Source organism: Allobrachymonas denitrificans DSM 15123, from assembly GCF_900110225.1.
GTDB lineage: Bacteria > Pseudomonadota > Gammaproteobacteria > Burkholderiales > Burkholderiaceae_C > Brachymonas > Brachymonas denitrificans.
Genome location: NZ_FOCW01000001.1, coordinates 1,005,501 through 1,029,890, shown reverse-complemented (window position 1 = coordinate 1,029,890; position 24,390 = coordinate 1,005,501). Strand labels below are relative to the sequence as shown.

General features: G+C 65.0%; 26 protein-coding genes. 6 read left to right on the top strand and 20 right to left on the bottom strand.

Annotated elements, in window-relative coordinates; all coding sequences use genetic code 11:
• Positions 1 to 7: 7 nt before the first annotated feature.
• The 11 genes from BMW28_RS04765 to BMW28_RS04715 all read right to left on the bottom strand — a co-directional run bounded on the left by BMW28_RS04765 (position 8) and on the right by BMW28_RS04715 (position 10,897).
• The gene (locus BMW28_RS04765) at positions 8 to 454 is read right to left on the bottom strand and encodes a hotdog family protein (RefSeq protein ID WP_091814476.1); all 447 of its coding nucleotides are present in this window, start codon (positions 452 to 454) and stop codon (positions 8 to 10) included.
• A complete protein-coding gene (locus BMW28_RS04760; RefSeq protein ID WP_091814473.1) occupies positions 448 to 1,284 on the bottom strand; it encodes a beta-ketoacyl synthase chain length factor in 837 nt (278 codons plus the stop codon). Before BMW28_RS04760 ends, BMW28_RS04765 begins: the two co-directional genes overlap by 7 nt.
• Positions 1,281 to 2,495, bottom strand: a complete 1,215-nt coding sequence (locus tag BMW28_RS04755) for a beta-ketoacyl-[acyl-carrier-protein] synthase family protein (RefSeq protein WP_091814471.1) — start codon at positions 2,493 to 2,495, stop codon at positions 1,281 to 1,283. The genes BMW28_RS04760 and BMW28_RS04755 overlap by 4 nt, the downstream gene beginning before the upstream one ends.
• On the bottom strand, positions 2,492 to 3,493 hold the full coding sequence (locus BMW28_RS04750; protein ID WP_234969978.1) for a polysaccharide deacetylase family protein: 1,002 nt from the start codon (positions 3,491 to 3,493) through the stop codon (positions 2,492 to 2,494). The genes BMW28_RS04755 and BMW28_RS04750 overlap by 4 nt, the downstream gene beginning before the upstream one ends.
• Positions 3,490 to 5,910: an MMPL family transporter gene (locus BMW28_RS04745; RefSeq protein WP_091814465.1), complete on the bottom strand. Its 2,421-nt coding sequence runs from the start codon at positions 5,908 to 5,910 to the stop codon at positions 3,490 to 3,492. The genes BMW28_RS04750 and BMW28_RS04745 overlap by 4 nt, the downstream gene beginning before the upstream one ends.
• 100 nt (positions 5,911 to 6,010) lie before the next feature.
• The gene (locus tag BMW28_RS04740) at positions 6,011 to 6,517 is read right to left on the bottom strand and encodes an O-acetyl-ADP-ribose deacetylase (protein ID WP_091814462.1); all 507 of its coding nucleotides are present in this window, start codon (positions 6,515 to 6,517) and stop codon (positions 6,011 to 6,013) included.
• Between the two features lie 9 nt (positions 6,518 to 6,526).
• Complete coding sequence (locus tag BMW28_RS04735; protein ID WP_091814460.1) at positions 6,527 to 7,117, bottom strand: LolA-related protein; 591 nt, start codon at positions 7,115 to 7,117, stop codon at positions 6,527 to 6,529.
• A gap of 18 nt (positions 7,118 to 7,135) precedes the next feature.
• Positions 7,136 to 8,098 carry an LpxL/LpxP family acyltransferase gene (locus BMW28_RS04730; RefSeq protein ID WP_091814457.1) on the bottom strand — a complete coding sequence of 321 codons (963 nt, stop codon included), beginning with the start codon at positions 8,096 to 8,098 and terminating at the stop codon, positions 7,136 to 7,138.
• Positions 8,095 to 9,813: an AMP-binding protein gene (locus tag BMW28_RS04725; RefSeq protein WP_091814455.1), complete on the bottom strand. Its 1,719-nt coding sequence runs from the start codon at positions 9,811 to 9,813 to the stop codon at positions 8,095 to 8,097. The genes BMW28_RS04730 and BMW28_RS04725 overlap by 4 nt, the downstream gene beginning before the upstream one ends.
• Positions 9,810 to 10,571, bottom strand: coding sequence for a COG4648 family protein (locus tag BMW28_RS04720; RefSeq protein WP_143280547.1), 762 nt, complete (start codon positions 10,569 to 10,571; stop codon positions 9,810 to 9,812). Before BMW28_RS04720 ends, BMW28_RS04725 begins: the two co-directional genes overlap by 4 nt.
• Positions 10,572 to 10,603: 32 nt before the next feature.
• Positions 10,604 to 10,897, bottom strand: a complete 294-nt coding sequence (locus tag BMW28_RS04715; RefSeq protein ID WP_091814450.1) for a phosphopantetheine-binding protein — start codon at positions 10,895 to 10,897, stop codon at positions 10,604 to 10,606.
• A gap of 176 nt (positions 10,898 to 11,073) precedes the next feature.
• On the opposite strand from BMW28_RS04715, the gene BMW28_RS04710 reads away from it, so the two are divergent.
• Genes BMW28_RS04710 through BMW28_RS04685 form a run of 6 tightly spaced genes read left to right on the top strand, consistent with a single transcriptional unit; the run spans position 11,074 to position 16,151 of the window.
• Positions 11,074 to 11,364: an acyl carrier protein gene (locus tag BMW28_RS04710; protein WP_091814447.1), complete on the top strand. Its 291-nt coding sequence runs from the start codon at positions 11,074 to 11,076 to the stop codon at positions 11,362 to 11,364.
• Positions 11,357 to 12,631, top strand: coding sequence for a beta-ketoacyl-[acyl-carrier-protein] synthase family protein (locus BMW28_RS04705; RefSeq protein ID WP_091814444.1), 1,275 nt, complete (start codon positions 11,357 to 11,359; stop codon positions 12,629 to 12,631). The genes BMW28_RS04710 and BMW28_RS04705 overlap by 8 nt, the downstream gene beginning before the upstream one ends.
• Before the next feature lie 30 nt (positions 12,632 to 12,661).
• Complete coding sequence (locus tag BMW28_RS04700) at positions 12,662 to 14,020, top strand: NAD(P)/FAD-dependent oxidoreductase (RefSeq protein WP_091814442.1); 1,359 nt, start codon at positions 12,662 to 12,664, stop codon at positions 14,018 to 14,020.
• A 21-nt stretch (positions 14,021 to 14,041) separates the two neighbouring features.
• Positions 14,042 to 14,917 carry a MipA/OmpV family protein gene (locus BMW28_RS04695; protein ID WP_091814439.1) on the top strand — a complete coding sequence of 292 codons (876 nt, stop codon included), beginning with the start codon at positions 14,042 to 14,044 and terminating at the stop codon, positions 14,915 to 14,917.
• 29 nt (positions 14,918 to 14,946) lie between these two features.
• Positions 14,947 to 15,636, top strand: a complete 690-nt coding sequence (locus BMW28_RS04690; protein ID WP_159430715.1) for a phosphatase PAP2 family protein — start codon at positions 14,947 to 14,949, stop codon at positions 15,634 to 15,636.
• The gene (locus BMW28_RS04685) at positions 15,633 to 16,151 is read left to right on the top strand and encodes a 3-hydroxyacyl-ACP dehydratase FabZ family protein (protein WP_091814433.1); all 519 of its coding nucleotides are present in this window, start codon (positions 15,633 to 15,635) and stop codon (positions 16,149 to 16,151) included. Before BMW28_RS04690 ends, BMW28_RS04685 begins: the two co-directional genes overlap by 4 nt.
• Before the next feature lie 115 nt (positions 16,152 to 16,266).
• Here BMW28_RS04685 and BMW28_RS04680 read toward each other — a convergent pair whose 3' ends face one another.
• From BMW28_RS04680 to ppsA, 9 genes are all read right to left on the bottom strand, one after another.
• On the bottom strand, positions 16,267 to 16,752 hold the full coding sequence (locus BMW28_RS04680) for an NUDIX domain-containing protein (protein WP_091814430.1): 486 nt from the start codon (positions 16,750 to 16,752) through the stop codon (positions 16,267 to 16,269).
• The gene (locus tag BMW28_RS04675; RefSeq protein ID WP_091814427.1) at positions 16,749 to 17,642 is read right to left on the bottom strand and encodes an ATP-binding protein; all 894 of its coding nucleotides are present in this window, start codon (positions 17,640 to 17,642) and stop codon (positions 16,749 to 16,751) included. The genes BMW28_RS04680 and BMW28_RS04675 overlap by 4 nt, the downstream gene beginning before the upstream one ends.
• A 153-nt stretch (positions 17,643 to 17,795) precedes the next feature.
• Positions 17,796 to 18,248 (bottom strand): 50S ribosomal protein L9, encoded by a 453-nt coding sequence (gene rplI / locus BMW28_RS04670; RefSeq protein ID WP_091814424.1) that lies wholly within the window; start codon positions 18,246 to 18,248, stop codon positions 17,796 to 17,798.
• 18 nt (positions 18,249 to 18,266) lie between these two features.
• Entirely contained in the window at positions 18,267 to 18,542 is a 276-nt protein-coding gene (gene rpsR, locus BMW28_RS04665; RefSeq protein WP_091814421.1) for a 30S ribosomal protein S18, read from the bottom strand.
• A 24-nt stretch (positions 18,543 to 18,566) separates the two neighbouring features.
• Positions 18,567 to 18,896, bottom strand: coding sequence for a primosomal replication protein N (gene priB / locus BMW28_RS04660; RefSeq protein WP_407640930.1), 330 nt, complete (start codon positions 18,894 to 18,896; stop codon positions 18,567 to 18,569).
• A 19-nt stretch (positions 18,897 to 18,915) separates the two neighbouring features.
• Complete coding sequence (rpsF, locus tag BMW28_RS04655; RefSeq protein ID WP_091814418.1) at positions 18,916 to 19,287, bottom strand: 30S ribosomal protein S6; 372 nt, start codon at positions 19,285 to 19,287, stop codon at positions 18,916 to 18,918.
• A gap of 85 nt (positions 19,288 to 19,372) precedes the next feature.
• Positions 19,373 to 21,445, bottom strand: a complete 2,073-nt coding sequence (locus tag BMW28_RS04650; protein ID WP_091814416.1) for a VC_2705 family sodium/solute symporter — start codon at positions 21,443 to 21,445, stop codon at positions 19,373 to 19,375.
• Positions 21,442 to 21,738: a DUF4212 domain-containing protein gene (locus BMW28_RS04645; RefSeq protein WP_091814414.1), complete on the bottom strand. Its 297-nt coding sequence runs from the start codon at positions 21,736 to 21,738 to the stop codon at positions 21,442 to 21,444. Before BMW28_RS04645 ends, BMW28_RS04650 begins: the two co-directional genes overlap by 4 nt.
• A gap of 69 nt (positions 21,739 to 21,807) precedes the next feature.
• Positions 21,808 to 24,198: a phosphoenolpyruvate synthase gene (gene ppsA, locus BMW28_RS04640; RefSeq protein WP_091814411.1), complete on the bottom strand. Its 2,391-nt coding sequence runs from the start codon at positions 24,196 to 24,198 to the stop codon at positions 21,808 to 21,810.
• Positions 24,199 to 24,390 lie beyond the last annotated feature (192 nt).

Genomic DNA, 24,390 nt, shown 5'->3' with positions numbered 1-24,390 from the left:
CGGAAAATCAGGACACGTGGGCAGCCGCCACGTCGAGTACAGCCGCAATGCGCCCCTGCAGCAACAGGCGCTCGCCAGCGTGGATGGTGAACTGGTACATGGCGGTCTGCTCGCTGGCGGCGATCCGTTCGGCACGAACGGACAGCGGTTCGGGAATGGCATCCAGCACGTCGGCTAGCAACTGCACGTCACGCACGCTGGTCAGGTAGCCCCCGCGTGGACGTTCGCCCTGCGGTTGCTGCAGGGCGCAATGCAGGGCCATGGCCTGCGCGGCGTATTCAATGCCCAGGGCCGCACCCATGCGGCCGCCTTCGCGCATCGGATTGGCGGGATCCAGATGGGTGCGCGTGGCACAGATGATGTGGTCGGCGTCCATGGCTTGCACTTCCTGCAACAGGCACATGCTGCCCTGATGCGGAATGCGGGACGCGATCTCGCTCTGGCCCATCAGCATGGCGTGACGTCCACCTGCAGGTACTGACCGGGCAGCGAAGGCACGATCACCCTGCCTGCCTGGCCACTGGCCAGCAGCTGCAGCAGCGGCAAGGCACGCATGGCAGGAATGCTGGCGCGCAACTGCTCCAGCGCGGGGGTCGCCATTTCCTGGCCGGATTCAGCATCTGTGGCAGCTGCACTGACAGACTGCCCGCCCAGCCAGCGGATATCCAGACGCGCCAGCGCGCCGGCTTGCTGCTGCGCACGCAGCACCATGGCCAGGCCGGCCGCATCAGGCACCGGGCGCGTGGCACGCAAGGGCTCGGGATAGTCGGCATCGTAGGCCACCAGCAGCATGTCGCGCGCCTCGCACACGCCCTGCACTGCTGCTTCCAGCAGGCCTGCGGCAAAGCTGGCGTCATACGCTGCCAGCACCTGGCATGGACCGGTGGCCTGGGCCGCAATGCACCAGTAGCCCGCTGCCGTGTTGTGGACCGAGTTGTGGAAGCGCGTGGGCGAAACGTCGCGCTGGTCGCTGGCCAGTACTTCGCAGATGGCATGGCAGTTGTGGCCATCGCCGGTCGACGAGGTGAATACGGAGGCGAGAGCGGAAGGCGCGAGGCCGGCCTGGGCACAGGCTTCGGCACCCAAGGCCATCACCAGCTTGATTACGCGGCTGGAACGCCGGCGCTCGGCCGGAGGGAGCATTTCGGGTGCGGGCAATACCGTGGCGGCGGGTGCATAGGCCTCCTCGCCACGCAGCACGGCGCGTGCTTGCGGCCAGTTTGCGAGCCCCGGCCCCAGTACGGCCAGGCCATGCACCCACAGTTGCAGCGCAGGCGTCGTCATGCGGCACCTCCCGCGCGGCTGAATACCAGGCTGCAGTTGCTGCCGCCGAATCCGAAGGAGTTGCTCAAGGCATGCTGCAAGGGCAAGTCCTCGGGCTGCAACAGGTAACGCAGCGGCGCAATGGCCGGGTCCAGCGCCTGTGTGCCGGCGCTACCGGGCGCGAAGCCCTGCGTCAGCGCCAGTGCGCAGACCACTGCTTCCACCCCGCCCGCAGCCCCCAGCGTGTGGCCGGTAAAGCCCTTGGTCGAGCTGCAGGGTGTATCCGTACCGAACACCGCGCGCACGGCCCTGCCTTCGGCCAGATCGTTGCTTGGCGTGGCGGTGCCATGCAGGTTGATGTAGCCGATGTGCTGCGGCTGCAGTCCCGCCATCTGCAAGGCCGCCTGCATGGCCGCCTGGGCGCCAGCCCCTTCGGGATGCGGCGCCGACATGTGGTGTGCGTCACTGGTTTCACCATAGCCGGTCAGCAGGACGCTGCCGGCGGGAAGTGCTTGCGCATCATGCGGCAGGCGCTCCACCAGTGCAAAAGCAGCTGCCTCACCAATAGACAGGCCGTCGCGGGCACCATCGTACGGTCTGCAGGCCTGCCCTGAAGTCAACCCCAGCGAGCGGAAGCCATAGAGGGTGGTCAGGCACAGCGTATCGACACCGCCCACCACCACCGCATCCACCAGACCCGCCTGCAGCAGACGCGCTGCACTAGCAAACACCTTGGCCGAGGACGAGCAGGCCGTGGACACCACTTCGGCCGGGCCCTGCAAGCCGAACCAGTCCTTGACGAAGGCTCCGACCGAAAAGGTGTTGTGCGTTTCGGCGTAATGGAAGTCGGACGGCAGCGCACCCGTCTCGGCATCGCGCATACGATAAGCCAATTCAGTCGAATAAATGCCTGCCGTGCTGGTGCCGAGCACCACGGCCACGCGGTCTGCCCCATAGCGCTGCATGGCCTGGCGCACAGCGTCGGCAAAGCCATCCGCCTGCAAGCCGAGCTGGGCCAGGCGGTTGTTGCGGCAGTCGTAGTGTTGCAGACCTTCCGGAAGTCGGACGTTTTCCAGGTCCGCAACCTTCCCGGTCCAGGTCGGGAAATCGACGGTATCGAAATCGCACGGAGCCAGCCCGCTGCGCATGCTGCGCAAGGCCTGCAGCAGGGCTGCGTTGCCAACGCCGAGGCAGGTGGTCGCCGTGTAGTGGGTGAGAAGAATCGGGTTCACGGGTCTTGGTGCGCGAGGCGCGCAAGCAGGGTTTGTGCGTCGGGATCAGGGTGGACAGAAGTCTGCGGGGCCAATGCCTCCCGCAGGTGGACAGGCTGCAGGCCGGCTTGCTGCAACCGTCGCAGCAATTGTGGCAGCACTTCCAACACCACCGGCCGTCCATCGGTCGTGACAGCGCTGTTGCCATCGTGGAGCAGCAGGATATCACCTGCCGCCAGGCCACGAACCAGGCGTGCAAGTACACGTGCTGGGTTGCCGTCGCGCGTATCGAAACTGCGCCGCTCCCACATCGCCAGTTGCAGGCCCATCCTGGCCAGCACCGGATCCAGCAGCGGATTGCGGAATCCTGCCGTGGGACGGAAAAAACGGGCCGGAGGCACGCCTGCATCACGCAGCGACTGCTGCATCGCGGCAATATCCCGTCGCATGCGTGCCATGCCCCAAAGGGCAAAAATGGGCGAATGGGCATCTCCGTGGTTTTCCACGGTATGCCCCCGCGCGACGATCTCACGTACCAGCTCGGGGTGCTGGCGCACGCGGCTGCCGATGCAGAAAAAACTGGCGCGCGCGCCATGACGGTCGAGCAGGTCCAGCACCTGGGGCGTCACCACGGGATCGGGGCCGTCATCGAAGGTGAGCGCCACCTGGCGGCGCCCTCGTGCATCGGGTGGCAAGCGTGTCAGCGTGCGGCCAAGCCAGCGGTTGCGCGGCAGAAACACCAGCACGGTGAGCAGCAGATGGTTCAAAGCCAGCAAGCCCAGCCAGTACGGCCAGTCCCCAGGCCGCCACACCAGCGCCAGCAGGCAGGCCAGATGCCACGCGACGCTGATCCAGACCAGCGGAACCGGGCGCCAAATCCCGCTTTCCGGTTCGCTCAGTTCAACAGACCCGTCAGTGACGGCAATACCCGGCTGGACAGGGGCATGCGCCGCCAAATCCCCTTTGACGGGCGAAACGCCCTGCATCCGGCTGCTATCCTCCATTGACGGTGCGCTCATGCCTGCCCCTCGCTCACAGCCGCCCTGCCAGCCGGCTTGCGCGTGAGAATGGTGGCAAACAGCAAGGCAATCACGGCGCCCGGGCCGACAGTGGCACCAATGGCGCGGAGCACAGGCACCTGCGAGAAGGCCAGCACGCCAAAACCGAACACGGCAGCCAGGTTGGCCACCAGCAGCGACACCATGGTGATGGACTCGCCTTCATCCTCCAGATCGTAGCGGTCAAAGAACAGCGTGTAATTGGAGCCCACCGCCACCACCAGCAACAGGCCGATCAGGTGCAGCAGCGTCAGCCGCTCTCCCAGCAGCACCAGTCCGGCCACTACCACTACTTCTGCCAGGAGGATGGGCGTGAGCACGCGCAGCAGGCGTTGCCCGCTCTTGAGCGACCAGCCCAGCAGGACCACAATCGCCAGCAGGCCGGCCAGCGAGAGCATCAACGCCTCATTGAAATAGCGCGCATACAGATCACGGGTTTCCGTGGTGATGTCGATGAACATCACTTCCGTCGCAGGAGCTCCGGCACTGGCCGCATCCGCATCCAGCACGCGCTGGACAGCCGCGCCGTCGATCTCCTGCGACTTGCCCTGCGCATCCACGGGAGCGCGCAGCGGCAGCAAGGCCGACCAGCCATTCTCGCGCTGCACCAGCATGGCCTCCAGCGTCAGTGCCAGCGCGGTGCCTTTCAGACTATCGGGGGTGATCATCGGCTGCTGGCGCGCCCGCTCCAGATCCTGCACAAAGGGCTGCAGCGTTTCCGGGCGCACCGGCAGCGGCGCCAGCGCCTGCTGCAGACGCGCCTGCAGCTCTGCCGGCTCCGGCATGGTGGCACGGCGTGCGTTCTGCGTGGCCGCACTCGGCAGATAGCGCGTCGGCGTCTCGAAACCGGAAATGCTCTGCTTGTCCACCAGCTGCTGCAGGCTGCCACTGACCTGCTCGGTACGCTGCAGTAAAGTCTCACGGTCCGGCGCGGAAACCACCACCAGATAGCGCAAGTCGGGCTGCCCCAGATCGCGCCGCAGCGACTCATCCAGATCCTGGGCTTCCTGGGACACAGGGCTAAGGCCCGACAGCGCGCGGTTCCAGATCGTGCCATGCAGCGACACCCAGACCAGCACACCGACTGCCGCCAGCGCGACCAGCAGGGCCAGCGGCCGAAGACGGCGCAGGTCGGTCACACGCCGCGTCAGCCACAGTCCCAGCCTGCGCGCCGGCGCGAGATTGACGGAACGCGCCGGCAGGTGCGGCAGCACGTAGCGCGTCACCAGCGCCGCCGTACACAGGCCGGTGATGGAATACAGACCCAGCTGCGCCAGCCCAGGAAAGCCGGCAAACACCAGCGCGGCAAAGCCGAACACCGAAGTCAACACGCCCAGCCGGATGGTGGGCCAGAAACGCTTCGCCCAGGCAGCACTGCCTGCAGCCCCGCTGGAGCCCACACGCCCCGACTGCACGAAGTAATAGATGCTGTAATCGACCGCCTCGCCGATCAGCGTGGTGCCGAACCCCACGGTAATGCCATGCACCACCCCGAACACCAGACTGACGGACGCAATGCCCATCACCACCGCCGTGAACACCGGCACCAGACTCATGCCGACCGTCCACGGGGAACGGTAGACCAGCAGCAGCAGCGTCAGCACCGCCAGAAAACCGGCCACCGACAGGCGCGTGGCTTCGCTGCGGATGGTGTTGCGCGCATCGACGGAAAACACCGGCGCCCCGGAAAGCAGCAGCTTGACCGGCTGCAGCGACGCATCCTGCGCCTGAACGTCGGCAAACGCCTGTCGCACCGTGCCCAGCGCCTGCTCCTGGGCATCCGTATCGGAGCCGGCCGCGCGCGTCTGCGCCATCAGGATGGCCCGCTGTCCGTCCCTGGACGTCCACACACCACCCCCGCCCGGCCTGTCGGCGCTGTTCAGCTCATCCACCAGCGCCAGCAACTCGCCGGTCGGGTCACGCGGAAAGAGTTCCTTGAGCAGCATGCCGGCCGGGGAGCCCAGCATGTCGACGGACTGCGCGATGGACTGGCGCAGCCCCTCCACGCTGAAATGCCCGTCCTTGACGGCAGGGCTGAGCAGATAGCGGTTCTCGAACAGGAAGACACGGTCCTTCTCGAACGCCTCGGCGGCCCCATTGGCCACGATGGAAAAGCGATCGCTGGCGCGCATCTGCCGGGCCAGCGCCTGCGAAGCTGCCTCGCGCTGCTCCTGCGTGCCCCCTTCCAGCCCCATCAGCAACATGCGCGACACACTGCCCACGGTGATCTGGTCCACCAGCAGCTGCTGCTGCTTGCTCGGACTCTGCGGCAGAAAGGCCGACATGTCGGTAGTAAAGGTGCTGCGGGCGATCACCAGCACGCCGACCACCAGTGTCAGCAACCAGATCCAGACCGCCCTGCTACGCCAGAAACCCATGCAACCCTTCCCGCCTTGTGCGCCAAAAAGCTGACATTGTCACCGAGAAAGCGATGCCAAAGCGCGCGTGCGTGCCGGAATGCCACGCGGCAAACCGGGTTCAGTCAGCGAGCAGGCGCTGGTAGGTCTGCAGATCGGCGGAAGAAAAGCAGCAGAAAAGCACCTGCTGCAAGCCGGGCAGCTGCGGCAGCGTAGCGCGCACGGTCTGCACGGCGATGGCGGCAGCCTCGGCATGCGGATAGCCATACACACCGGTGCTGACGCCGGGAAACGCGATGCTTGTCACCCCATGCTGGCCGGCCAGCAGCAGCGCGTTGCGGTAACAGGACGCCAGCAGCCCGGCTTCGCCCTGCCCGCCCCCGTGCCAGACCGGCCCCACCACATGGATCACGTGACGTGCCGGCAGGCGGTAGCCACCGGTAATCTTGGCCTCGCCCGTGGCACAGCCGTGCAGCGTGCGGCATTCGGCCAGCAATTGCGGGCCGGCAGCGCGGTGAATGGCACCGTCAACCCCGCCGCCACCCAGCAGGCTGTTGTTGGCCGCATTGACGATGGCATCCACCTGCAGTGTGGTGATGTCCGCCTGGACCGCCTGCAACTCGGCCATGTCAGCCCCTCAACGCTTGTCCAGCGGCTCGATCACCATCACGGAGCGGTCACCGTCGGCCTGCTGGTATTCGATGGTGCGCACCTGCTCCCTGTCGCCGCTGGCCACCACCTTGCTGATGATGGACTTCATCTTCACATCCTTGGGCACCATGGCCAGGGTCCACTTCTTCGCGGTGCCCTTGAGCTCGTAGTCATAGCTGCGCTCGAGCTTGCCCGCGTCACCGGTCAGCAGGCCGACGATCACATCCACAAAGGCCGCTGCCTGCGGCTGGCTGGACAGCCGTACGTTGTAGGTCTTGCCGCCGCGCTCCACACGCAGGGCATCGCCGTCCACACGCAACAACTCGGCGGTGGGCTCGACCGTCTTTTTCTCGAACAGTTGCGGCGCCACATAGCGTACCTCGCCTGTACTGCGCAGCGGCTTGTCCAGCACCTTCATGTGCTTTGTTTCCACAAAGCGGCCGGTGCGTTCCTTGTACTGGCCCATGTTCTGCATCAGCTGGCCCATGTCGAGTGCCCAGGCAGGCGCAGACAGGGCGAAGCCTGCTGCCAGCAGTGCCACACGGCGGAAAAAGCGGGAAGAAACGGGAACTTGCATGCAAAAACCTTTCGGAAATCAGGAGCCGGCGTCGGGCGCCGTCACGCCCTGCCCGGTTTGGACACGCTTCGCGGGCGAAGGTTTCCAGAAATCAAAAAAATTGAACCAGTTGTGCGGTGCTGTCCGGCACTGCTCCTCCAGCTCGCTCACATAGGCCTGTTGCGCAGCCTGCAGGCGCTGGGGGCGCTCGCCACGCGGGCAATCGGAAAAATCGGCCAGCGGCACCGCATGCACGCGGTAGCGGTTGCCTGCCTCGTACACCCCGGCCAGAAAAAACACCGGGCAGCGCAGCATGGCGGCCAGCCGCAGCGGCCCCGCAGGGAATGACGCTTCTTCGCCCAAAAAAGGCAGGCGCACCACATCGTCATCGTCCAGCCCGCGATCGGCCAGCAAGCCCAGCATGTCGCCCTGCTCCAGCTTTTCGCGCGCCAGCAGCATGGAATCGACCCGGTTGAGCGCAATGATGTGGCGCGGTGCGTCCGGATTGATGGCCGCCAATATGCCGTTGATCTTGCTGGCGTTTTCCTCGTACATCAGCATGTGGGCACGGCGCTGGTGCGCATCGCCAAAGGCCTTGAGCATGGCAAAACTGCCAAAGTGCGCACCCATGATGATCAGCCCGCGCCCCTTGGCCAGCTCCGCTTCCAGCGCCTCGCGTCCTTCGAGACGGATGTCGAACAGATCCATCTGCCCGTTGAGCACAAAGACACGGTCGTGGATGGTGGTGGCAAAGCTCAGAAAGTGCCGGTACAGCTGCCCCCACCCTGCTGGGCGCTGCCAGAGATGCTGGTAGTACCGCTGCAAGGCCTTGCGCGAGGCCGGAGAAAACAGCAGGAAATAGACGGCAATGCCCCGCAGCACCACGCGGCTCAGCGGCCGGCCCAGCAACAGCGAAAGCCAGACCATGAAGCGCACCACAGGCACCTGGCTGCGCTCGCGGCGCGTGGCCCACTCGGCGCTGGCTCCACCCTGGGCACTCATGCCGGCTCCGCAACCGGCAACGCACGCAGCATGCCGCTAGCCACGGTATCTTCTCCGCGCAGCACGCGAAATGCCGCTGCAAAAGGCTTGCCGGGGCTCTCCACCGGCTCCAGCCTGAACTCCAGCACATCGCCGGGAATACACGGCAGCAGAAACTTGGCCTGCGCGATGGTGCAGGCCTGCCCCCGTGCCTGCGGCAAGGCTCGCCAGGCCTCCACGCAGCGCTGCAGCAGCATGGCACCCGGCACCACGGGATGACCGGGAAAATGACCGGCAAACACCGGATGATCAGCAGGCACCTGCCATCGCAGCAGCGTCATGGCCTGCTGCGCGTGCAGCTGGCGCTGGTGTTCGGCATACAGCGCCTGCAAGGCCTGTTGCGGCAACTTGCCCGTCTCGTTGCGCGGCATGCGCTCCACCTGGATCAGCGGGCGCGGCAGGAATACTGCTTCCACATAGGGGCGCAGTCCGTCCAGAATCTGGCGCCCTGTCATGCCCGGCGCCTGCACCACCAGGCACAGACGCTCCACCTCCGGCACCATCGGTGCGTGGCTGCCCGGCAGGTCCACCGGTTGCGGCAGGAAGAACGCGCCATCCTGAATGCCGGGCACCTGTGCCAGCTGATGATTGAGATAGGCCAGCGAGGAGCGGCGACCCGCAATGTTCACCATGTCCGTCTTGCGACCATGCAGGATGAAGCCTTCCTCACCCACCAGCTCGATCAAGTCGGACATCGGCACCCGCCCCTCGACATGCCCGCCGCTGGCAAACGTGGTGCCGCCCTCCTGCTCCAGCCGCACCCCGGGAAACAGGCGCCAAGCGGGGCCGTCCAGCGGGCGACGCACGCCCAACTGGCTGGTTTCCGTACTGCCGTAGATCTCGCGCAGGGGAGCGCCAAAATGGGCCTCTGCCTGCTCGGCCAGCGCAGGCGCTAGCGGTGCCGTGGCACAAAGCAGCTGATCCACGGCCGGATACGTCAGCCCGGCATCCACCAGCACACGCAGGTGCACCGGCGTCGTCACCAGCATGCGCGGCTGCGGCACGGAGGCCAGCGCCTGCGCCACGTCTGCCGGATAGAAAGGCCGTCCGGTCCACAGGCTGCTGCCTGCCAGCAGGGCCAGCAGCATCACCGATTCAAAACCGTACATGTGCTGCGAGGGCACCGTGCCCACAATGCAGGCCTGCGGGCCTTTGTCCAGCCCCAGCAACTGCGCTTCGGCCAGCGCATTCAGGTGCAGCTTGCCCCAGGTCTTGGCATGGGGGACCGGCTGGCCTGTCGAACCGGACGTGAACACCAGCGACACCACCTGCTCCGCAGGCACCTGAGGGATATCCGGTACAGACTCTGCCACTGCCGCATCCTGACGCTCCACGGCCAGCAGCGGCATCAGCGCCTCCAGCCCTTCGGTTTCGCCGTCATGCAGGCACACGGGTCGCGGTGCATGCTGCAGCAAATGGCGCACCGCTTCGGGCGCCAGCGAGGAAGGTTGCAGACTGACACGTCCGCTCACAATTCCGGCACCCAAGCCCACCAGGAATAAATACCGGTTGCGGCACACATTCAGCACATGGGTGCAATCGGCCGGCAGCCGTGCCGCCAGCTCCTGCACGTCTTGCAGCCACTGCCCCACGGTGATGGCGCCCCGCTCATCCCGCGCCAGCACCGCATCCGCTTGCGCATGGCCACACAGGGGCCAGTCTGTCCTGGCACTCATCGCAGAGGCTCCATGCCCTTGTCATCCACCCTGGTATGCGCTGCGCCGGAAAACGAGCGCCAGTCCACCGTGCGCATGGCACGCAGGGTCTGCGCCAGACCGGTCTGCTCGCCGGGCGGCAGCAGCCAGCGTCGCGCCAGCACTTCCAGCACGAACAGCGCCACCATCAGCAGCGGCGACAGCACGGAGGAAAAGAAGGCCCACACCGCCGGTGTGGCAAAAACAAACAGCACCGCCGACACCAGCCAGATCAGTGCAATCGCCCCGGCCCACAGCCAGGTCACGCCGCGCGTGTAGCGCAGCAGCACAGGCGTGAGCACCGGATGCACCACCCCTGCCATCGTCGTGCACAGCGGCGTCTGCCCGGCCCGCAGCGTGTGCGCAAAGGCCCAGAACACCAGCCCCAGCAGCAAGGTTTCCTGCAGAAAATAGTAGAGACGCACCTGTTGCGGCTGCACCAGCCCGTCATGCCCTGCCGGCACCAGCCAGGCAAGGCCCCCTGCCAGCACTGCCAGCATGCCGACCGCCAGCAGGATCGCTCCGGCCCGTCCCGCCATTCGCGCGCCCAGCACCGCCCCGGCCCACAGGGCCAGCGGCGCCAGCATGGGAAGCAGCGTCCACCAGCGCGGCTCCGGCTGCACGCAGGCCCAGAACACCAGCGCCGCATACGCCAGAACCGCCAGCACCTTGAGCATGGCGCGCAGCGGTGGGCGCCGCTTTGCGGCGGCAGTGGCTGGGACAGAGTCGAGTGGAAACATGCAGCAGGCTCCCGCGTGCGCGGGATCGAGCATCAGGCCGTGCGGTGCGTGACGATATGGCCGGCCAGTGCACGCAGGGACGCGAACACCTTGGCGTTGTCGGCATCACCGGCCTTGATCTGCAGACCGTAACGCTTGGACACCACCAGCGCGATCTCGAGGATGTCGATCGAATCCAGACCGAGGCCGTCGCGGTAGAGCGGGGTATCCGGCTCGATCTCGGAAGCGGGCATGTCGAGGTTGACGGCCTCGACGACAAGCTCTGCCAGTTCGGGCAGCAGTGCGTCAACGACGGCGGCGTCAGGGGTATGTTGTACGTCGCTCATGATGGTTCCTGTGTGCTACAAAGCTAGAATTATAGGATTCGCCAGCTGGCCGGCCCGCTTTGCCTCGCCTTGCATCTGTAGCTGTTCATTGCAAACGTATCGCGTACAACCCGGGCGCCAGTGCTGTTCCGTCATTCCCTTACTGCCACGGCTCTCTGGGGGCCCTGTTTGCAACCATGCTCAAAGAACTGATTCTCGACTACCTGCGCCAGCAACCCGACGTTCCGGTGGACAAGCTCGCCGATCCGGCAGCAAAGATGGGCGAACTGGGCCTCGACTCCCTGGGTCTGGTCGAAATGCTGTTCGAGATCGAGGACAAGTACGGCTTCCAGATCGAGGAGCCGATGCGCTACGGCACCATGACGCTGGATGAAGTGGTGGCCGATCTGGAGCAGGCCATCCGCGCCCGCAACAACGGCGAGATGCCCGACCTTGCAGCGCAGGCAGCTTCCTCCGGCCATGCGTGAGGTCGTCGTTTCCGGCATTGGTCTGGTCACGCCTTCCGGGCTGACGCGCGATGCCAGCTTTGCCGCCTGGCTGGAAGGCCGCAGCGCCGTCACCCAGGCTCCCGAGGCCGTACGCCGCTGGCTGCCCAATGCCCTGGCTGCTCCCTTGCCGCCCGGCCTGGAAACCCGTCTCGAACGGGCCGATCATGGCCTGGACCGTGCCACACAGCTCGGCATGGTGGCCGCCGCCGCGGCGCTGCAGGATGCCGGCTTTTCGCGCGACACCGTCAACACCGACCGTGCCGGCGTGTATGTGGGCGTGGGCCTGGCCGGTGCGGAAACGCTGGAAGCCCTCTACTCCACCTTCTACCAGCGCCTGTACGACCCCGAGGGCAGCGGCCACCGCAACCCCACCGTGCTGCACCCGCTCACGGTACCGCGCCTGATGGCCAACGCCACTGCCGCGGCCGCCTCCATGCGCTACGGACTCAAGGGCTCCTCGCACACCTATAGCGTTGCGTGTGCCTCTTCGGCCGTCGCCATTGGCGAAGCCTGGCGCGCCATCCTGGCTGGTCAGGCCGACACCATGCTGGTGATCGGTACCGAAGCGCAGCTCACCACCGGTGCCTATCTGGGCTGGAATGCGCTGCGCGTGCTGGCCACACCGGATGCGGATGACATCACTGCAAGCTGCAAGCCCTTCGACGCCCGCCGCAACGGCTTCGTGCTGGGTGAAGGTGCAGCCGCCCTGCTGCTGGAAACACGCAGCGCGGCCGAAGCCCGCGGCGCCACCATCTACGGCGTGCTCTGCGGCTACGGCAGCAGCAGCGATGCCGCCCACCTGACCGCCCCCTCGGCGGACGGCCAGGCCCGCGCCATGCGCCAGGCGCTGCACGAGGCGCACATCCAGCCGGAACAGGTGAGCTACATCAACGCCCACGGCACTGCCACCCAGGTAGGAGACGCCACCGAATCGCAGTCGATTCAGGATGTTTTCGGCCCCTATGCCGGCCAGATCCCGGTCAGCGCCACCAAGTCCATGCACGGCCACCTGATCGGCGCTGCGGGCGCCGTCGAGTTTGCCAGCACGCTGCTGAGCCTGCACACCGGCTCCATTCCGCCCACGGCCAACCTGCACGCTCCCGATCCGGCCTGCCCGCTGGATTACGTTCCGCTACAAGCCCGTCACGGGCTTGCGCTAGAGTATGCGCTGTCCAACTCGTTTGCCTTTGGCGGCAGCAATGTTTCCCTGCTGGCGCGCAAATACCGGCCGCACGCTTCTGCCTGATTCAGGCAGCCGCAGCCGAAAGGAATTTCCATGACTCCCGACACCTCCCGGCCCGCCGCCGGCTCGCAGGACACCCTGTATGACGTGCTGGTCATCGGCGGCGGCCCCGGCGGCAGCACGGTGGCGCCGCTGCTGGCGCAGAAGGGCTACAAGGTCGCCCTGCTCGAAAAGTCGCATCATCCGCGCTTCCACATCGGCGAATCCCTGCTGCCGGCCAACCTGCCCCTGCTTGACGAACTGGGCGTGGGCGACGAGATCCGCGCCATCGGCATGCCCAAGCACGGCGCCGAGTTCGTCTCGCCCTGGCACGAAGTCGGCAGCCAGACTTTCCAGTTTGCCGATGCCTGGGACAAGAGCATGCCCTCGGCCTATCAGGTGCTGCGTTCGGATTTCGACGAGATCCTGTTCCGCAACGCCACCCGCAAGGGCGTGCACACCGTGGAAGGCTGCAAGGTCACGAGCGTCGACCTGGACAGCAACCCGGAGCAGGTCACCGTGCAGGCGCGGCACGATGATGGCAGCACCAGCCAGTGGCAGGCCCGCTTCCTGGTGGATGCCTCCGGTCGTGACACCTTCCTGTCGAACAAGTTCAGGATCAAGCACCCGAACAAGCGGCACAACAGCACTGCCGTCTATGCCCACTTCACCGGGGCCAAACGCCACGATGGCCAGGCCGCCGGCAACATCACCATCTTCTGGTTCGACCACGGCTGGTTCTGGTTCATCCCCCTACAGGATGGCGTCACCAGCGTCGGCATGGTAACCTGGCCGCACTACCTCAAGACACGCGCCGGTCGCAGTCTGGAACAGTTCCTGCTCGACACCATCGCCACCTGCCCGCCGCTGGCCAAGCGACTGGAACAGGCACAGATCCACGCCCACGTGACGGCCACCGGCAACTTCTCCTACGTGTCCGAGCGCAACCACGGCCGCAATTACGTGATGCTGGGAGATGCCTACGCCTTCATCGATCCGGTGTTCTCCTCTGGCGTGTGGCTGGCCATGAAAGGCGGCGTATTCGCCGCAGAAGCCATCGACACCTGTCTCTCGCAGCCTGCGCGCAGCGCCGCCGCCCTGCGCAAGTTCGACATGCAGATGCGCCACGGTCCGCGCGAGTTCTCCTGGTTCATCTACCGCGTCACCAACCCCACCATGCGCGACATGTTCATGTCGCCCTCGGACAAGTACCGCATGCGGGAAGCCCTGCTCTCCATGCTGGCCGGCGACATCTATGGCAAGACGCCCATCTGGGGCTCCATCCGCATCCTCAAGGGCGCGTATTATCTGCTGTCCACGCTCAACCTCAGGCGCACCTACCGCGCCTGGAAGAAGCGCCGCAACGACATCATCGCCATCCCGGGCCTGCTGCCCAACCAGACCGAATACTGAGCCCCTCCGCAAGGATTCCGCATGCTGCCTGCCCGCCTCCGCCTTCCCTCCGCCGGCCTGCTGCTTGCCGTCTTCGCTGCCGGCCTGCACGCGCCCCTGCATGCACAGACGGCGCTGCCCGCCAAGGATGCCGCCGCCACGCCGGAAGATGGCAGCGGATCGCGCAAGCTGTTCGGCATCGAGGGGCTGGAAGGCATCGGTCTGGGCGCCGGCGTGGTCCACTTCCCGGCCTATCGGGGCGCGAAGACCACCAAGACCATGGTGCTGCCGGTGCCCTACCTGCATTACGAAGGGGACTTCTTCAAGTCCGACAAGTACGGCATGCGCGGCGAACTGTTCAACAACGACCGGATCGAGCTGTCCATCAGCGCCTCGCTCTCGCCCCCCACGCGCGGCAACGTGCCCGAGCGTGCCGGCATGCCCGATCTCAAGCCCACCGTCGAACTGGGCCCGCAACTCGACTTCACGCTGATCGACGGCAAAACCCACCCCGTCAACCTGCGCCTGCGCCTGCCGGTGCGGCAGGCCTTCACGGTGGAACGCTCTCCCAGAAACGCCGGCGTGGTGTTCTCCCCCAACCTCAATCTGGATGTGCCGCTGGGCCAGTGGAACCTCGGCATGGTGGCCGGCCCCATCTTTGCCAGCCGCAAGCAGCACGCCTACTTCTATGACGTGGCACCGCAATACGCCTCCGCCAGCCGTCCGGCCTACCAGGCAAGCTCGGGCTACAGCGGCTCGCAACTGCTGTTTTCGCTGAGCCGCAAGTACCGTAATGTGTGGCTCGGCTCCTATGTGCGCTACGACAGCCTGCACGGCGCGAAATTCGCCAACAGCCCGCTGGTGGCGCAGAAGCGCTATGTGACTGGCGGCATTGCGCTGATCGGCATCTACAACTGATGTCACGCACAGGGGCACCTCTTCCGGGCATGTCCGCCAGCTGGCAACGCCAGCTCTGGCAGCGCGTGTCCACCCTCTGGTGGCTCAAGGCGCTGGGTACCACCGCCTTCATGTGGGTGTTCTTCCTGTTCTATTTCGAGCTGCTGCACGACCCCGTGTTTCCGGTCACCGTCATGCCAGACACATGGATCGACCGCATCGTGGCCTTCTCGCCGCATTGGGTCATCGTCTATTTTTCGCTCTGGGTCTATGTCTCCCTGCCTGGCGCCCTGCAGCCGGATCTGCGCGGCCTGCTCTGGCACGGCGTCAGCGCCTTCCTGATGTGCGCTGCTGGCCTGGCCTTCTACTACTGGTACCCCACCACCTTCGACCAGCCCCGGGTCGACTGGAGCAGCCAGCCGCTGGGTCGCATCCTGCAAAGCGTGGACGCGCCGGGCAATGCATTTCCCTCCATGCACGTGGCCTATGCGCTGTTTGCCTGGGCTTGGATCCGCCACGAACTGCTTGAAATGCGCGCTCCGCGCTGGCTGCACATCACCAGCTTGCTGTGGTGCATCGCCATCGGATTTTCCACGCTGGCCACCAAGCAGCATGTCTGGTGGGATGTGCTGGCCGGCATCGCGCTTGGCCTGTCGGCCGGCTGCATGGCCGTGCTGGCCACGCGCTGGCGCAAGGCTCGCCTGCAGCGTCAATCCGCTCCTGTTTCCCTGCAGCCATGACCGAAACCCTACACTACCCCATCCGCCTCGATCGCGCGGCCATCACCGCCCTGCTGCCCCATCGTGCTCCGCTGCAATTGCTGCAGCAGGCGGAAGTACTGGCCCACGACCATTACACCGGCCTCGCATGCTGGAGCGAAGACGATCCGGTGCTGGCCGGGCATTTTCCGGGCTGTGCCATCGTGCCGGGTGCCCTTCTGCTGGAAGCCGCTGCCCAGCTGGCGGGCGCCGGCCTGCTGGCAGGCGATCCGGTGGCGCGCGCCATCGGCCCTGGCCACCTCGGCATGCTCACCGGCATCCGCAAGGCATGGTTCAAGCGCCCCGTGCTGCCCAGCGAGCAGGTGCATTTCACACTGCACTGCCGCCGCATGGGAGAAAAAGCCGTGCTGGCCAGCTGCACGGCCACGGTGGACGGACAGGAAGCCGCCACGCTGGAGTTCATGGTGTCCCATGTGCCGGCAGAAAGCCTGCAGCACATCATTCCGGCGGAAAAGCTGGCTGCCCTGACGACCTGAACGGCTGAACGGCTGAACGGCTGAACGGCTGAACGGCTGAACGGCTGAACGGCTGAACGGCTGAGCGGTTGAACGCCGCAAGGTTCTACTGCCTTGGCGGACAACAACAGCCCTTTCAGCCTCCCAGCGGCACGCCGCCGCGTTCCTGCTCCAGCCATTCCAGCACCGGCACGGTACCCGGCAGCACCGGCTCCACCTGCACCGGCAACTGCTGCCAGCTGAACTGCTGGCCCTCATGCATGTGCAGTTCACCGGCCCATTCCGTGACCTTGCAGAAATGCAGCTGCACCAGCGCGTGCGGATAGTCGACCACGGTGTCGCGCCAGGGATGCGCAGCGCCGATGGTCACGCCGATCTCCTCGTACAATTCGCGCCGCAGGGCTTCTTCCACCGATTCGCCCTCTTCCAGCTTGCCGCCAGGAAACTCCCAGTAGCCCGCATACACCTTGCCCTCCGGCCGACTGGTCAGCAGGAAGTGGCCATCCGGCTGCAACAGCACCCCCACAGCAACCTGCACCAGCTTGCGCGGGGCACCCTTCGCCACATCGGCACGCGGCCGGTCGCCATCGGCCACCAGCGGACGCTCTGCGGTATGCTTCATGCCTGCTGCCCCCGGCGGCCCGCGTAGTCACGCGCAAACTGGTAGGCTACGCGTCCGCTGCGCGAGCCCCGCTCCAGCGCCCACACCAGCGCCTGCGGATCGGCAGCGGCAATCTCGTTCTCCGGCACATCCAGGCTGCGCAGCCACTGGTGCACGATGGCCAGATACTCGTCCTGGCTGAAGGGATAGAAGCTGATCCACAGGCCAAAGCGCTCGGACAGCGAAATCTTCTCCTCCACCACTTCGCCCGGATGCACCTCACCGTCTGGCGTGTGCGTGTAGCTCAGGTTTTCCTTCATGTACTCCGGCAGCAGATGGCGCCGGTTGCTGGTAGCGTAGATCAGCACATTGGGCGTGCTCGCCGCCACCGAACCGTCCAGCATGGATTTGAGCGCCTTGTAGCCCAGCTCGCCCTCATCAAAGCTCAGGTCATCGCAGAAGATGATGAACTTTTCCGGTCTGCCTGCCACCAGTTCGGCAATGTCCGGAAGATCCACCAGGTCGGCCTTGTCCACCTCGATCAGGCGCAAGCCTTGGGGCGCATAGGCATGCAGGCAGGCCTTGATCAGCGAGGACTTGCCGGTACCGCGCGAGCCGGTCAGCAGCACATTGTTGGCCGTGCGGCCCGCCACGAACTGCTCGGTATTGCGCACCAGGCGCTCCTTCTGCCCGTCGATCTCCTGCAGGTCTTCCAGCCGCATTTCTGCCACGTGGCGCACCGGTTCCAGCACACCGGTCTGGCCGGCAAAGCCGCTGGAGCGCTTGCGATAGCGGAAAGCGATGGACGCATCCCAGTCGGGCTGCTGCAAAGGCTGAGGCAGCACCTGTTCCAGCCGTTGCAGCAGGGATTCGGCGCGGGTGATGAGGGATTCGAGCGGGGAAGAAGACATGGCAAGGATTGCAGATTCAGCAGAATATTTGAGCATACAACACCAAGGGGGCTGCAGTCACACGTGCCTCACGCACCCCCTTTCACGTCCGCAAACAAAAAGGCCGCCAGGTTGCCCTGACGGCCTTGGATGCGGTCGTTTGAACCGGATCGCTTAGGCGGTTTCGCCGTACACGGTCACGGTCACGTCCACCACCACGTCGGTGTGCAGAGCCACCTGAACGGTGTTGTCGCTCACGGTCTTGATCTGACCGTTGGGCATGCGGATCTGGGACTTGTGGACCGGGAAGCCCATCTTGCCCAGCTCTTCGGCGATGTCACCGTTGGTCACGGAACCGAACAGACGGCCGTCAACGCCAGCCTTCTGGGTCAGCTTGACCACAGCGCCTTCCAGCTTCTTGCCTTGTTCTTCGGCAGCAGCCAGCTTCTCGGCCGCCTGCTTTTCCAGTTCGGCGCGCTTGGCTTCGAACTCGGCCAGGGCAGCAGCGGTAGCGCGGCGGGCACGGCCGGAGGGGATCAGGAAGTTACGGGCGTAGCCATCCTTGACCTTGACGATTTCACCCAGGTTGCCCAGGTTCACAACTTTGTCGAGCAGAATGATTTGCATGATGATGTGCTCCTTGGCTTAGATCTTGTGCTGGTCGGTGTACGGCAGCAAGGCCAGGAAACGCGCGCGCTTGATGGCGGTGTTCAGCTGGCGCTGGTAGATCGCGCGGGTGCCGGTCAGGCGGGCGGGGATGATCTTGCCGTTTTCGGAGATGAAGTCGCGCAGGGTGTCAACGTCCTTGTAGTCGATTTCCTCGACCTTGGCGACGGTGAAGCGGCAGAAGCGCTTGCGCTTGAACAGCAGGGATTGGGTATTGCGCTTGGGGCGCTTGTCTTTGTTGCTCTTGAAGGCCATGATGGACTCCTGAAAATTCTGTGTTTAAGGGGTGACTGTGGTCTGGAAAGCCTGGAGGTGAAAAACCAGTCTGGGTGTCTTGACGACCCCGCCGCGTCTGGCCGGAGTGGCCAGGAAACCGGCAAACCGGGCCTCGCATCCCATCTCCATGCGCTCGAGCTGTTCGGCCAGGGGGCCTACAGCCATGCTGCGGATCTGGGCATTCACCTGGCGTCTGCTGCCCGCCTCGACCTGTTCCGACTGGTGCTCGAGCACACAATCCAGAACCGGGATGCCGGCGGGTGTCAGACGCAGGGGTGCGCGTTCAACCAGTCTGGCGGTCAGTTCCAGCCGGTTCAGGGCTGGCGCGGACACTGTTTCCACCTGCATCCGATCAGGATGCGTCAGCCTCGCTGGCCTGTGCGGACTTGCGGGCCTCTTCGCGCTCGACGGACTTCATCATGGTCGAGGGAGCGGTGTCGGCTTTCTTCTTCTGCACAGTCATGTGGCGCAGCACGGCATCGTTGAACTTGAACGCGTGTTCCAGTTCAGCCATCACGGCCTGGTCGGCTTCGATGTTGATGCACAGGTAGTGGGCCTTGTTCAGCTTGTTGATCTGGTAAGCCAGCTGGCGGCGGCCCCAGTCTTCAACACGGTGAATGTTGCCGTTGCCGGCCGTAACCATGCCCTTGTAGCGGTCCAGCATGGCGGGAACCTGCTCGCTCTGATCCGGGTGGATCAGCAGAATGATCTCGTAATGACGCATTGATGCTCCTTGTGGAATGGAATGCCGCCCGCAGCGTCAAAGCGCAGTGCAGCAAGGGAAACCAAAGATTATAGCTATGCCAATGCTAGATTGGCAAGGAGTCGCGTCGTATTTCGTGTGCACTGGTGTGCTGCGTCAACAGGCTGACCACCACCAGCACGAATGCACCGAAGGGCACGCCGAACACGCCGGCCGCCACCGGCTGGATGCCCCACCACGGTTGCAGCGCCTTCAGGATGGGCCAGGCGTCGCGCGTGTGGGGCGTGAACGCCACCAGATAGCCGACGGTGAGCAAGAGTCCGCCCACCATGCCGGCGACAGCACCGATGCGCGTGGCACGGCGCCAGAAAATGCCCAGCACCATCGCCGGCACAAAGGTTGCCGCCGCAATCGAGAACGACGCCGCCACCATGGCCAGGATGTCGCCCGGCTTCTGTGCTGCCACATACGCGGCTGCCAGCGCCATCACCAGCAGCACGAACTTGGACAGCATCACGCGCCGGATTTCCGGGGCATTGCGGTTGATCTCGCGGTAGTAGCCGTCATGGGCGATGGTGGTGCCCATGGTCAACAGCAGGCCGTCCGCGGTGGAAAGTGCCGCGGCCAGTCCGCCTGCTGCCACCAGAGCCGACACCACATAGGGCAAGCCGGCAATCTCCGGCATGGCCAGCATCACCAGGTCGGCATCCAGATGCAGTTCGGCAAACTGCAGGATGCCGTCCCCGTTCACATCCTGGACTGACAGCAGATCCGGATCCACGCGTGACCACTGCCCGATCCATTGCGGCAAGGCATCGAAGCGCATGCCCACCAGATTCTGCATCACCTCGAACTTGACCATGATGGCCAGGGCCGGAATGCTCACATAGAGCAGCGCGATGAAGAACAGTGTCCAGGCCACGGAAGACCGGGTCTGCGCCACGCTGGGTGTCGTCAGGTAGCGCGTCAGCAGGTGCGGCAAGCCCAGCGTTCCTGCCATCAGGCAGAACATCAGGGCCAGGAAGTTGCGCCGCGAGAGATCATGCAGGGCGCGCTGCTCCGGCGGTCCATTCGGGTCTCCGGCATAGGCCTGCGCCGACAGCGGCATGCCCGAAAGCGGCTGGCTGCGCGCCTGGTTGGTGGCCAGCGAGCGGCTCCAGAGCGCCCTCGCCTCCTCCTCGGTGCGCGGCAGCTGCGCCAGCGCGCGGCTCATGGCAAAGATGGTCGAAGTATCCGTCTGCTCGTTCTTCAGCTCCTGCAAGCGCTGCAGCAGTTGCATGCGGTCCTGGTACATGGAGGTCTTCACGTCCTGCAGGCGCTGCGCATCGTTGAGTGCGCGCTGCCAGTAGATCTGCCCCACTTCCGCCTCGCGCGGCGATGCCAGCAGGGCATATTCCAGCGAATTGACACGCGCCAGCTGCTCGCTGTAGGCCACCGGCGCCCAGGGATTGCCCAGCTGCTTGTACGCCAGCAGGGATACCGGCACCAGAAAGGCCAGCAGCAGGATCACATACTGCGCCACCTGCGTCCAGGTCACGGCCCGCATGCCCCCCAGAAAGGAGCACACCAGCACCCCACTCAGGCCCAGCAGCATGCCGATCTCGAAACGCACCCCCGACAGGCGAGACGCAATCAGGCCCACGCCATAGATCTGCGCCACCATGTAGATGAAGGTGCAGACCACCGTTGCCAGCATGGCAATGCGGCGCGGCCAGTCTCCACCGTAGCGCTGCTCGAAGAAGCCCGGCAGCGTGTACAGCTGCATGCGCCGCAGGTACGGCGCAGCCAGAAGCGCCACCAGGCAGAAGCCACCCGTCCAGCCCAGCAGATAGGCAAATCCTCCGGCCTGCGTGCTGCTGCCCGAGAACCCCTGCAGATACAGGCCGCCCGCCAGGCTGATGAAGGTGGCGGCGCTCATCCAGTCGGCCGCACTGGCCATGCCGTTGTAGAAGCCGCTGATGCGGCGTCCCGCCACGTAGTATTCGCTGATTTGCGTGGTACGGCAGTAGATGCCGATCAGCGCGTAGCTCAGGATGGAGGCCATCAGGCAGATGCCGCCCAGCCATTCGCGCGACAGTCCGAGCTGTTCGGCAAATCCCATGGCCACCACGAACAGCATGGTGCCCAGCACATAGGCCACGAACACGAAGTGCACGCGATTCGGGGACTGCCAGTTCATGCGGCCTCCTCCGTATCGTCCTGCAGCGCAGGCGGCGGCTGGCGCCGCTCCCGCCGGTTCGCAATCCAGGCGTAACAGGCCACGATGCAGACGTAGCCGATGATCAGGCCCTGCGCGGCCAGCCAGTAGCCCAGCGGCCACCCCAGCACCGTGATGCGCTCGAGCTGGCGCACGAAATACATGCCGCCAAAGCTTCCCACCAGCCACAACCCGAGCAGGAACCCACGCCAGCCCCAGCCGACCGGCTCGGTTTCAGCAAGAGGGGTGCGGTGCGAATACTCGTGGGACTCCATACCGGTGTGATGCTGCAATCAGAATAAAAAAAGGGACTGCCTGGGGCAGTCCCTTCCGCTTCAGGCCGGTCAGGCTGCCAGCTTCTTCCAAGTGTCGATCACAGTATCGGGGTTCAGCGAGATGGACACAATGCCCTCTTTCGCTAGCCACTGTGCAAAGTCCGGATGGTCGCTGGGGCCCTGGCCGCAGATGCCGATGTACTTGCCCTGTGCCTTGCACGCCGCGATGGAGCGGGCAATCAGGAACTGCACGGCCGGATCGCGTTCGTCGAAGTCGATGGCCAGCAGCTCCATGCCGGAGTCGCGGTCCAAGCCGAGGCTCAGCTGCGTCAGGTCGTTGGAGCCGATGCTGAAGCCGTCGAAGTACTCGAGGAACTGCTCGGCCAGGATGGCGTTGCTCGGGATCTCGCACATCATGATCAGGCGCAGGCCGTTCTCGCCGCGCTTGAGGCCGTGCTGCGCCAGCAGCTCGGTGACCTTCTTGGCCTGGCCTAGGGTACGCACGAACGGAATCATGATCTCGACGTTGGTCAGACCCATTTCATTGCGCACGCGCTTGAGCGCCTCGCATTCCATGGCGAACGCCTCGGCAAAGTCCTCGCTCACGTAGCGCGCCGCACCGCGGAAGCCCAGCATCGGGTTTTCTTCTTCCGGCTCGTAGCGGCTGCCGCCGATCAGCTTGCGGTACTCGTTGCTCTTGAAGTCGGACATGCGCACGATCACCGGCTTGGGCCAGAAGGCCGCGCCGATGGTGGCCACGCCTTCGGCGACCTTGTCCACGTAGAAGGCACGCGGAGACGCATGGCCACGGGCCACGGACTCGACCGCCTTCTTCAGGTCGGCATCGATATTCGGGTAGTCGATGATGGCCTTGGGGTGCACGCCGATGTTGTTGTTGATGATGAACTCGAGGCGGGCCAGACCCACTCCGCTGTTGGGCAGCTGGCAGAAGTCGAAGGCCAGCTGGGGGTTGCCCACGTTCATCATGATCTTGGTGGAGATCTCGGGCATGGCGCCGCGTTCCACTTCGGTCACTTCCATTTCCAGCAGGCCGTCGTAGATGTGGCCGGTGTCGCCTTCGGCGCAGCTCACGGTCACCAGGGTACCGTCCTTGAGCGTTTCGGTGGCGTCATGGCAGCCCACCACGGCCGGGATGCCCAGCTCACGCGCGATGATGGCGGCGTGGCAGGTACGGCCGCCACGGTTGGTCACGATGGCGCTGGCGCGCTTCATCACCGGTTCCCAGTTGGGGTCGGTCATGTCGGTCACCAGCACGTCGCCAGGCTGCACGGTATCCATTTCGCTGGGGTCGTTCACCAGCCGCACCGGACCGGTACCGATCTTCTGGCCAATGGCACGGCCTTCGGCCAGCACGGTGCCCTTGCCCTTGAGCTTGTAGCGGTATTCGACCTGGCCTTCGCTCTGGCTCTTCACCGTCTCGGGGCGGGCCTGCAGGATATAGAGCTGGCCGTCGGTGCCGTCCTTGCCCCACTCGATGTCCATCGGGCGACCATAGTGCTGCTCGATCACCAGCGCATAGCGGGCCAGCTGCTCGACTTCGGCGTCGGTCAGGGAATAGCGGTTGCGCAGTTCGGCCGGCACGTCTTCGGTGCGCACCAGCTTGCCGCTGGCAGCCTTCTCTTCGGGCGTGGCAAACACCATCTGGATCAGCTTGCTGCCCAGGTTGCGACGGATCAGTGCCTTGTTGCCGGCTTGCAGCATGGGCTTGTGCACGTAGAACTCGTCGGGGTTGACGGCACCCTGCACCACGGTTTCACCCAGGCCGTAGCTGGAGGTGATGAACACGACATCACGGAAGCCGGACTCGGTATCCATGGTGAACATCACGCCGGCAGCGCCCAGGTCGGAGCGCACCATGCGCTGCACGCCGGCAGACAGAGCCACTTCGGCGTGGGCAAAGCCCTTGTGCACGCGGTAGCTGATGGCACGGTCGTTGTACAGGCTGGCGAACACTTCCTTGATCTTGTGCAGCACGGTCTCGATGCCCACCACGTTCAGGAAGGTTTCCTGCTGGCCGGCGAAGGAGGCGTCAGGCAAATCTTCTGCGGTGGCGGAAGAACGCACGGCGAAGCTGGCCTGGTCATTGCCGCCGCTCAGGGTGGCGAAGGCGTCGCGGATGCCCTGTTCCAGATCGGCAGGGAACGGCTGGTTCTCGACCATGGCACGGATTTCGGCGCCGGTGACAGCCAGGGCGTTGACGTCATCGGCGTCCAGTGCATCAAGCTTGGCATTGATGCGCGCATCCAGGCCGTCGTGCTTGAGGAACTCGCGGAACGCGTGGGCCGTGGTGGCAAAACCCGTGGGGACGCGAACGCCCTCGGGCAGCTGGGAGATCATCTCGCCCAGGCTGGCATTCTTGCCGCCGACGGTGTCGACGTCCTCCATGCGGAGTTTCTCGAAAGGAACGACCAGGTCGGTCGCATTGAAAAGTGCAGACATTGCATGCTCCAAAAGTTAAACCGGTGCGGCGCTGCCTGTTTGCTTGTTCTGGTTGTGTTGGCAGCACCAAAAGCAGGCGGGCCTGACGCCCGCCTCTTTCTGGATTGCAGTTATTGTAGTGGCCTCGATCGGCGATGCAGCAGCAATGGCCGAGATGCCCCGCGATTGATTGCAGGATAGCGACAGAAAGCC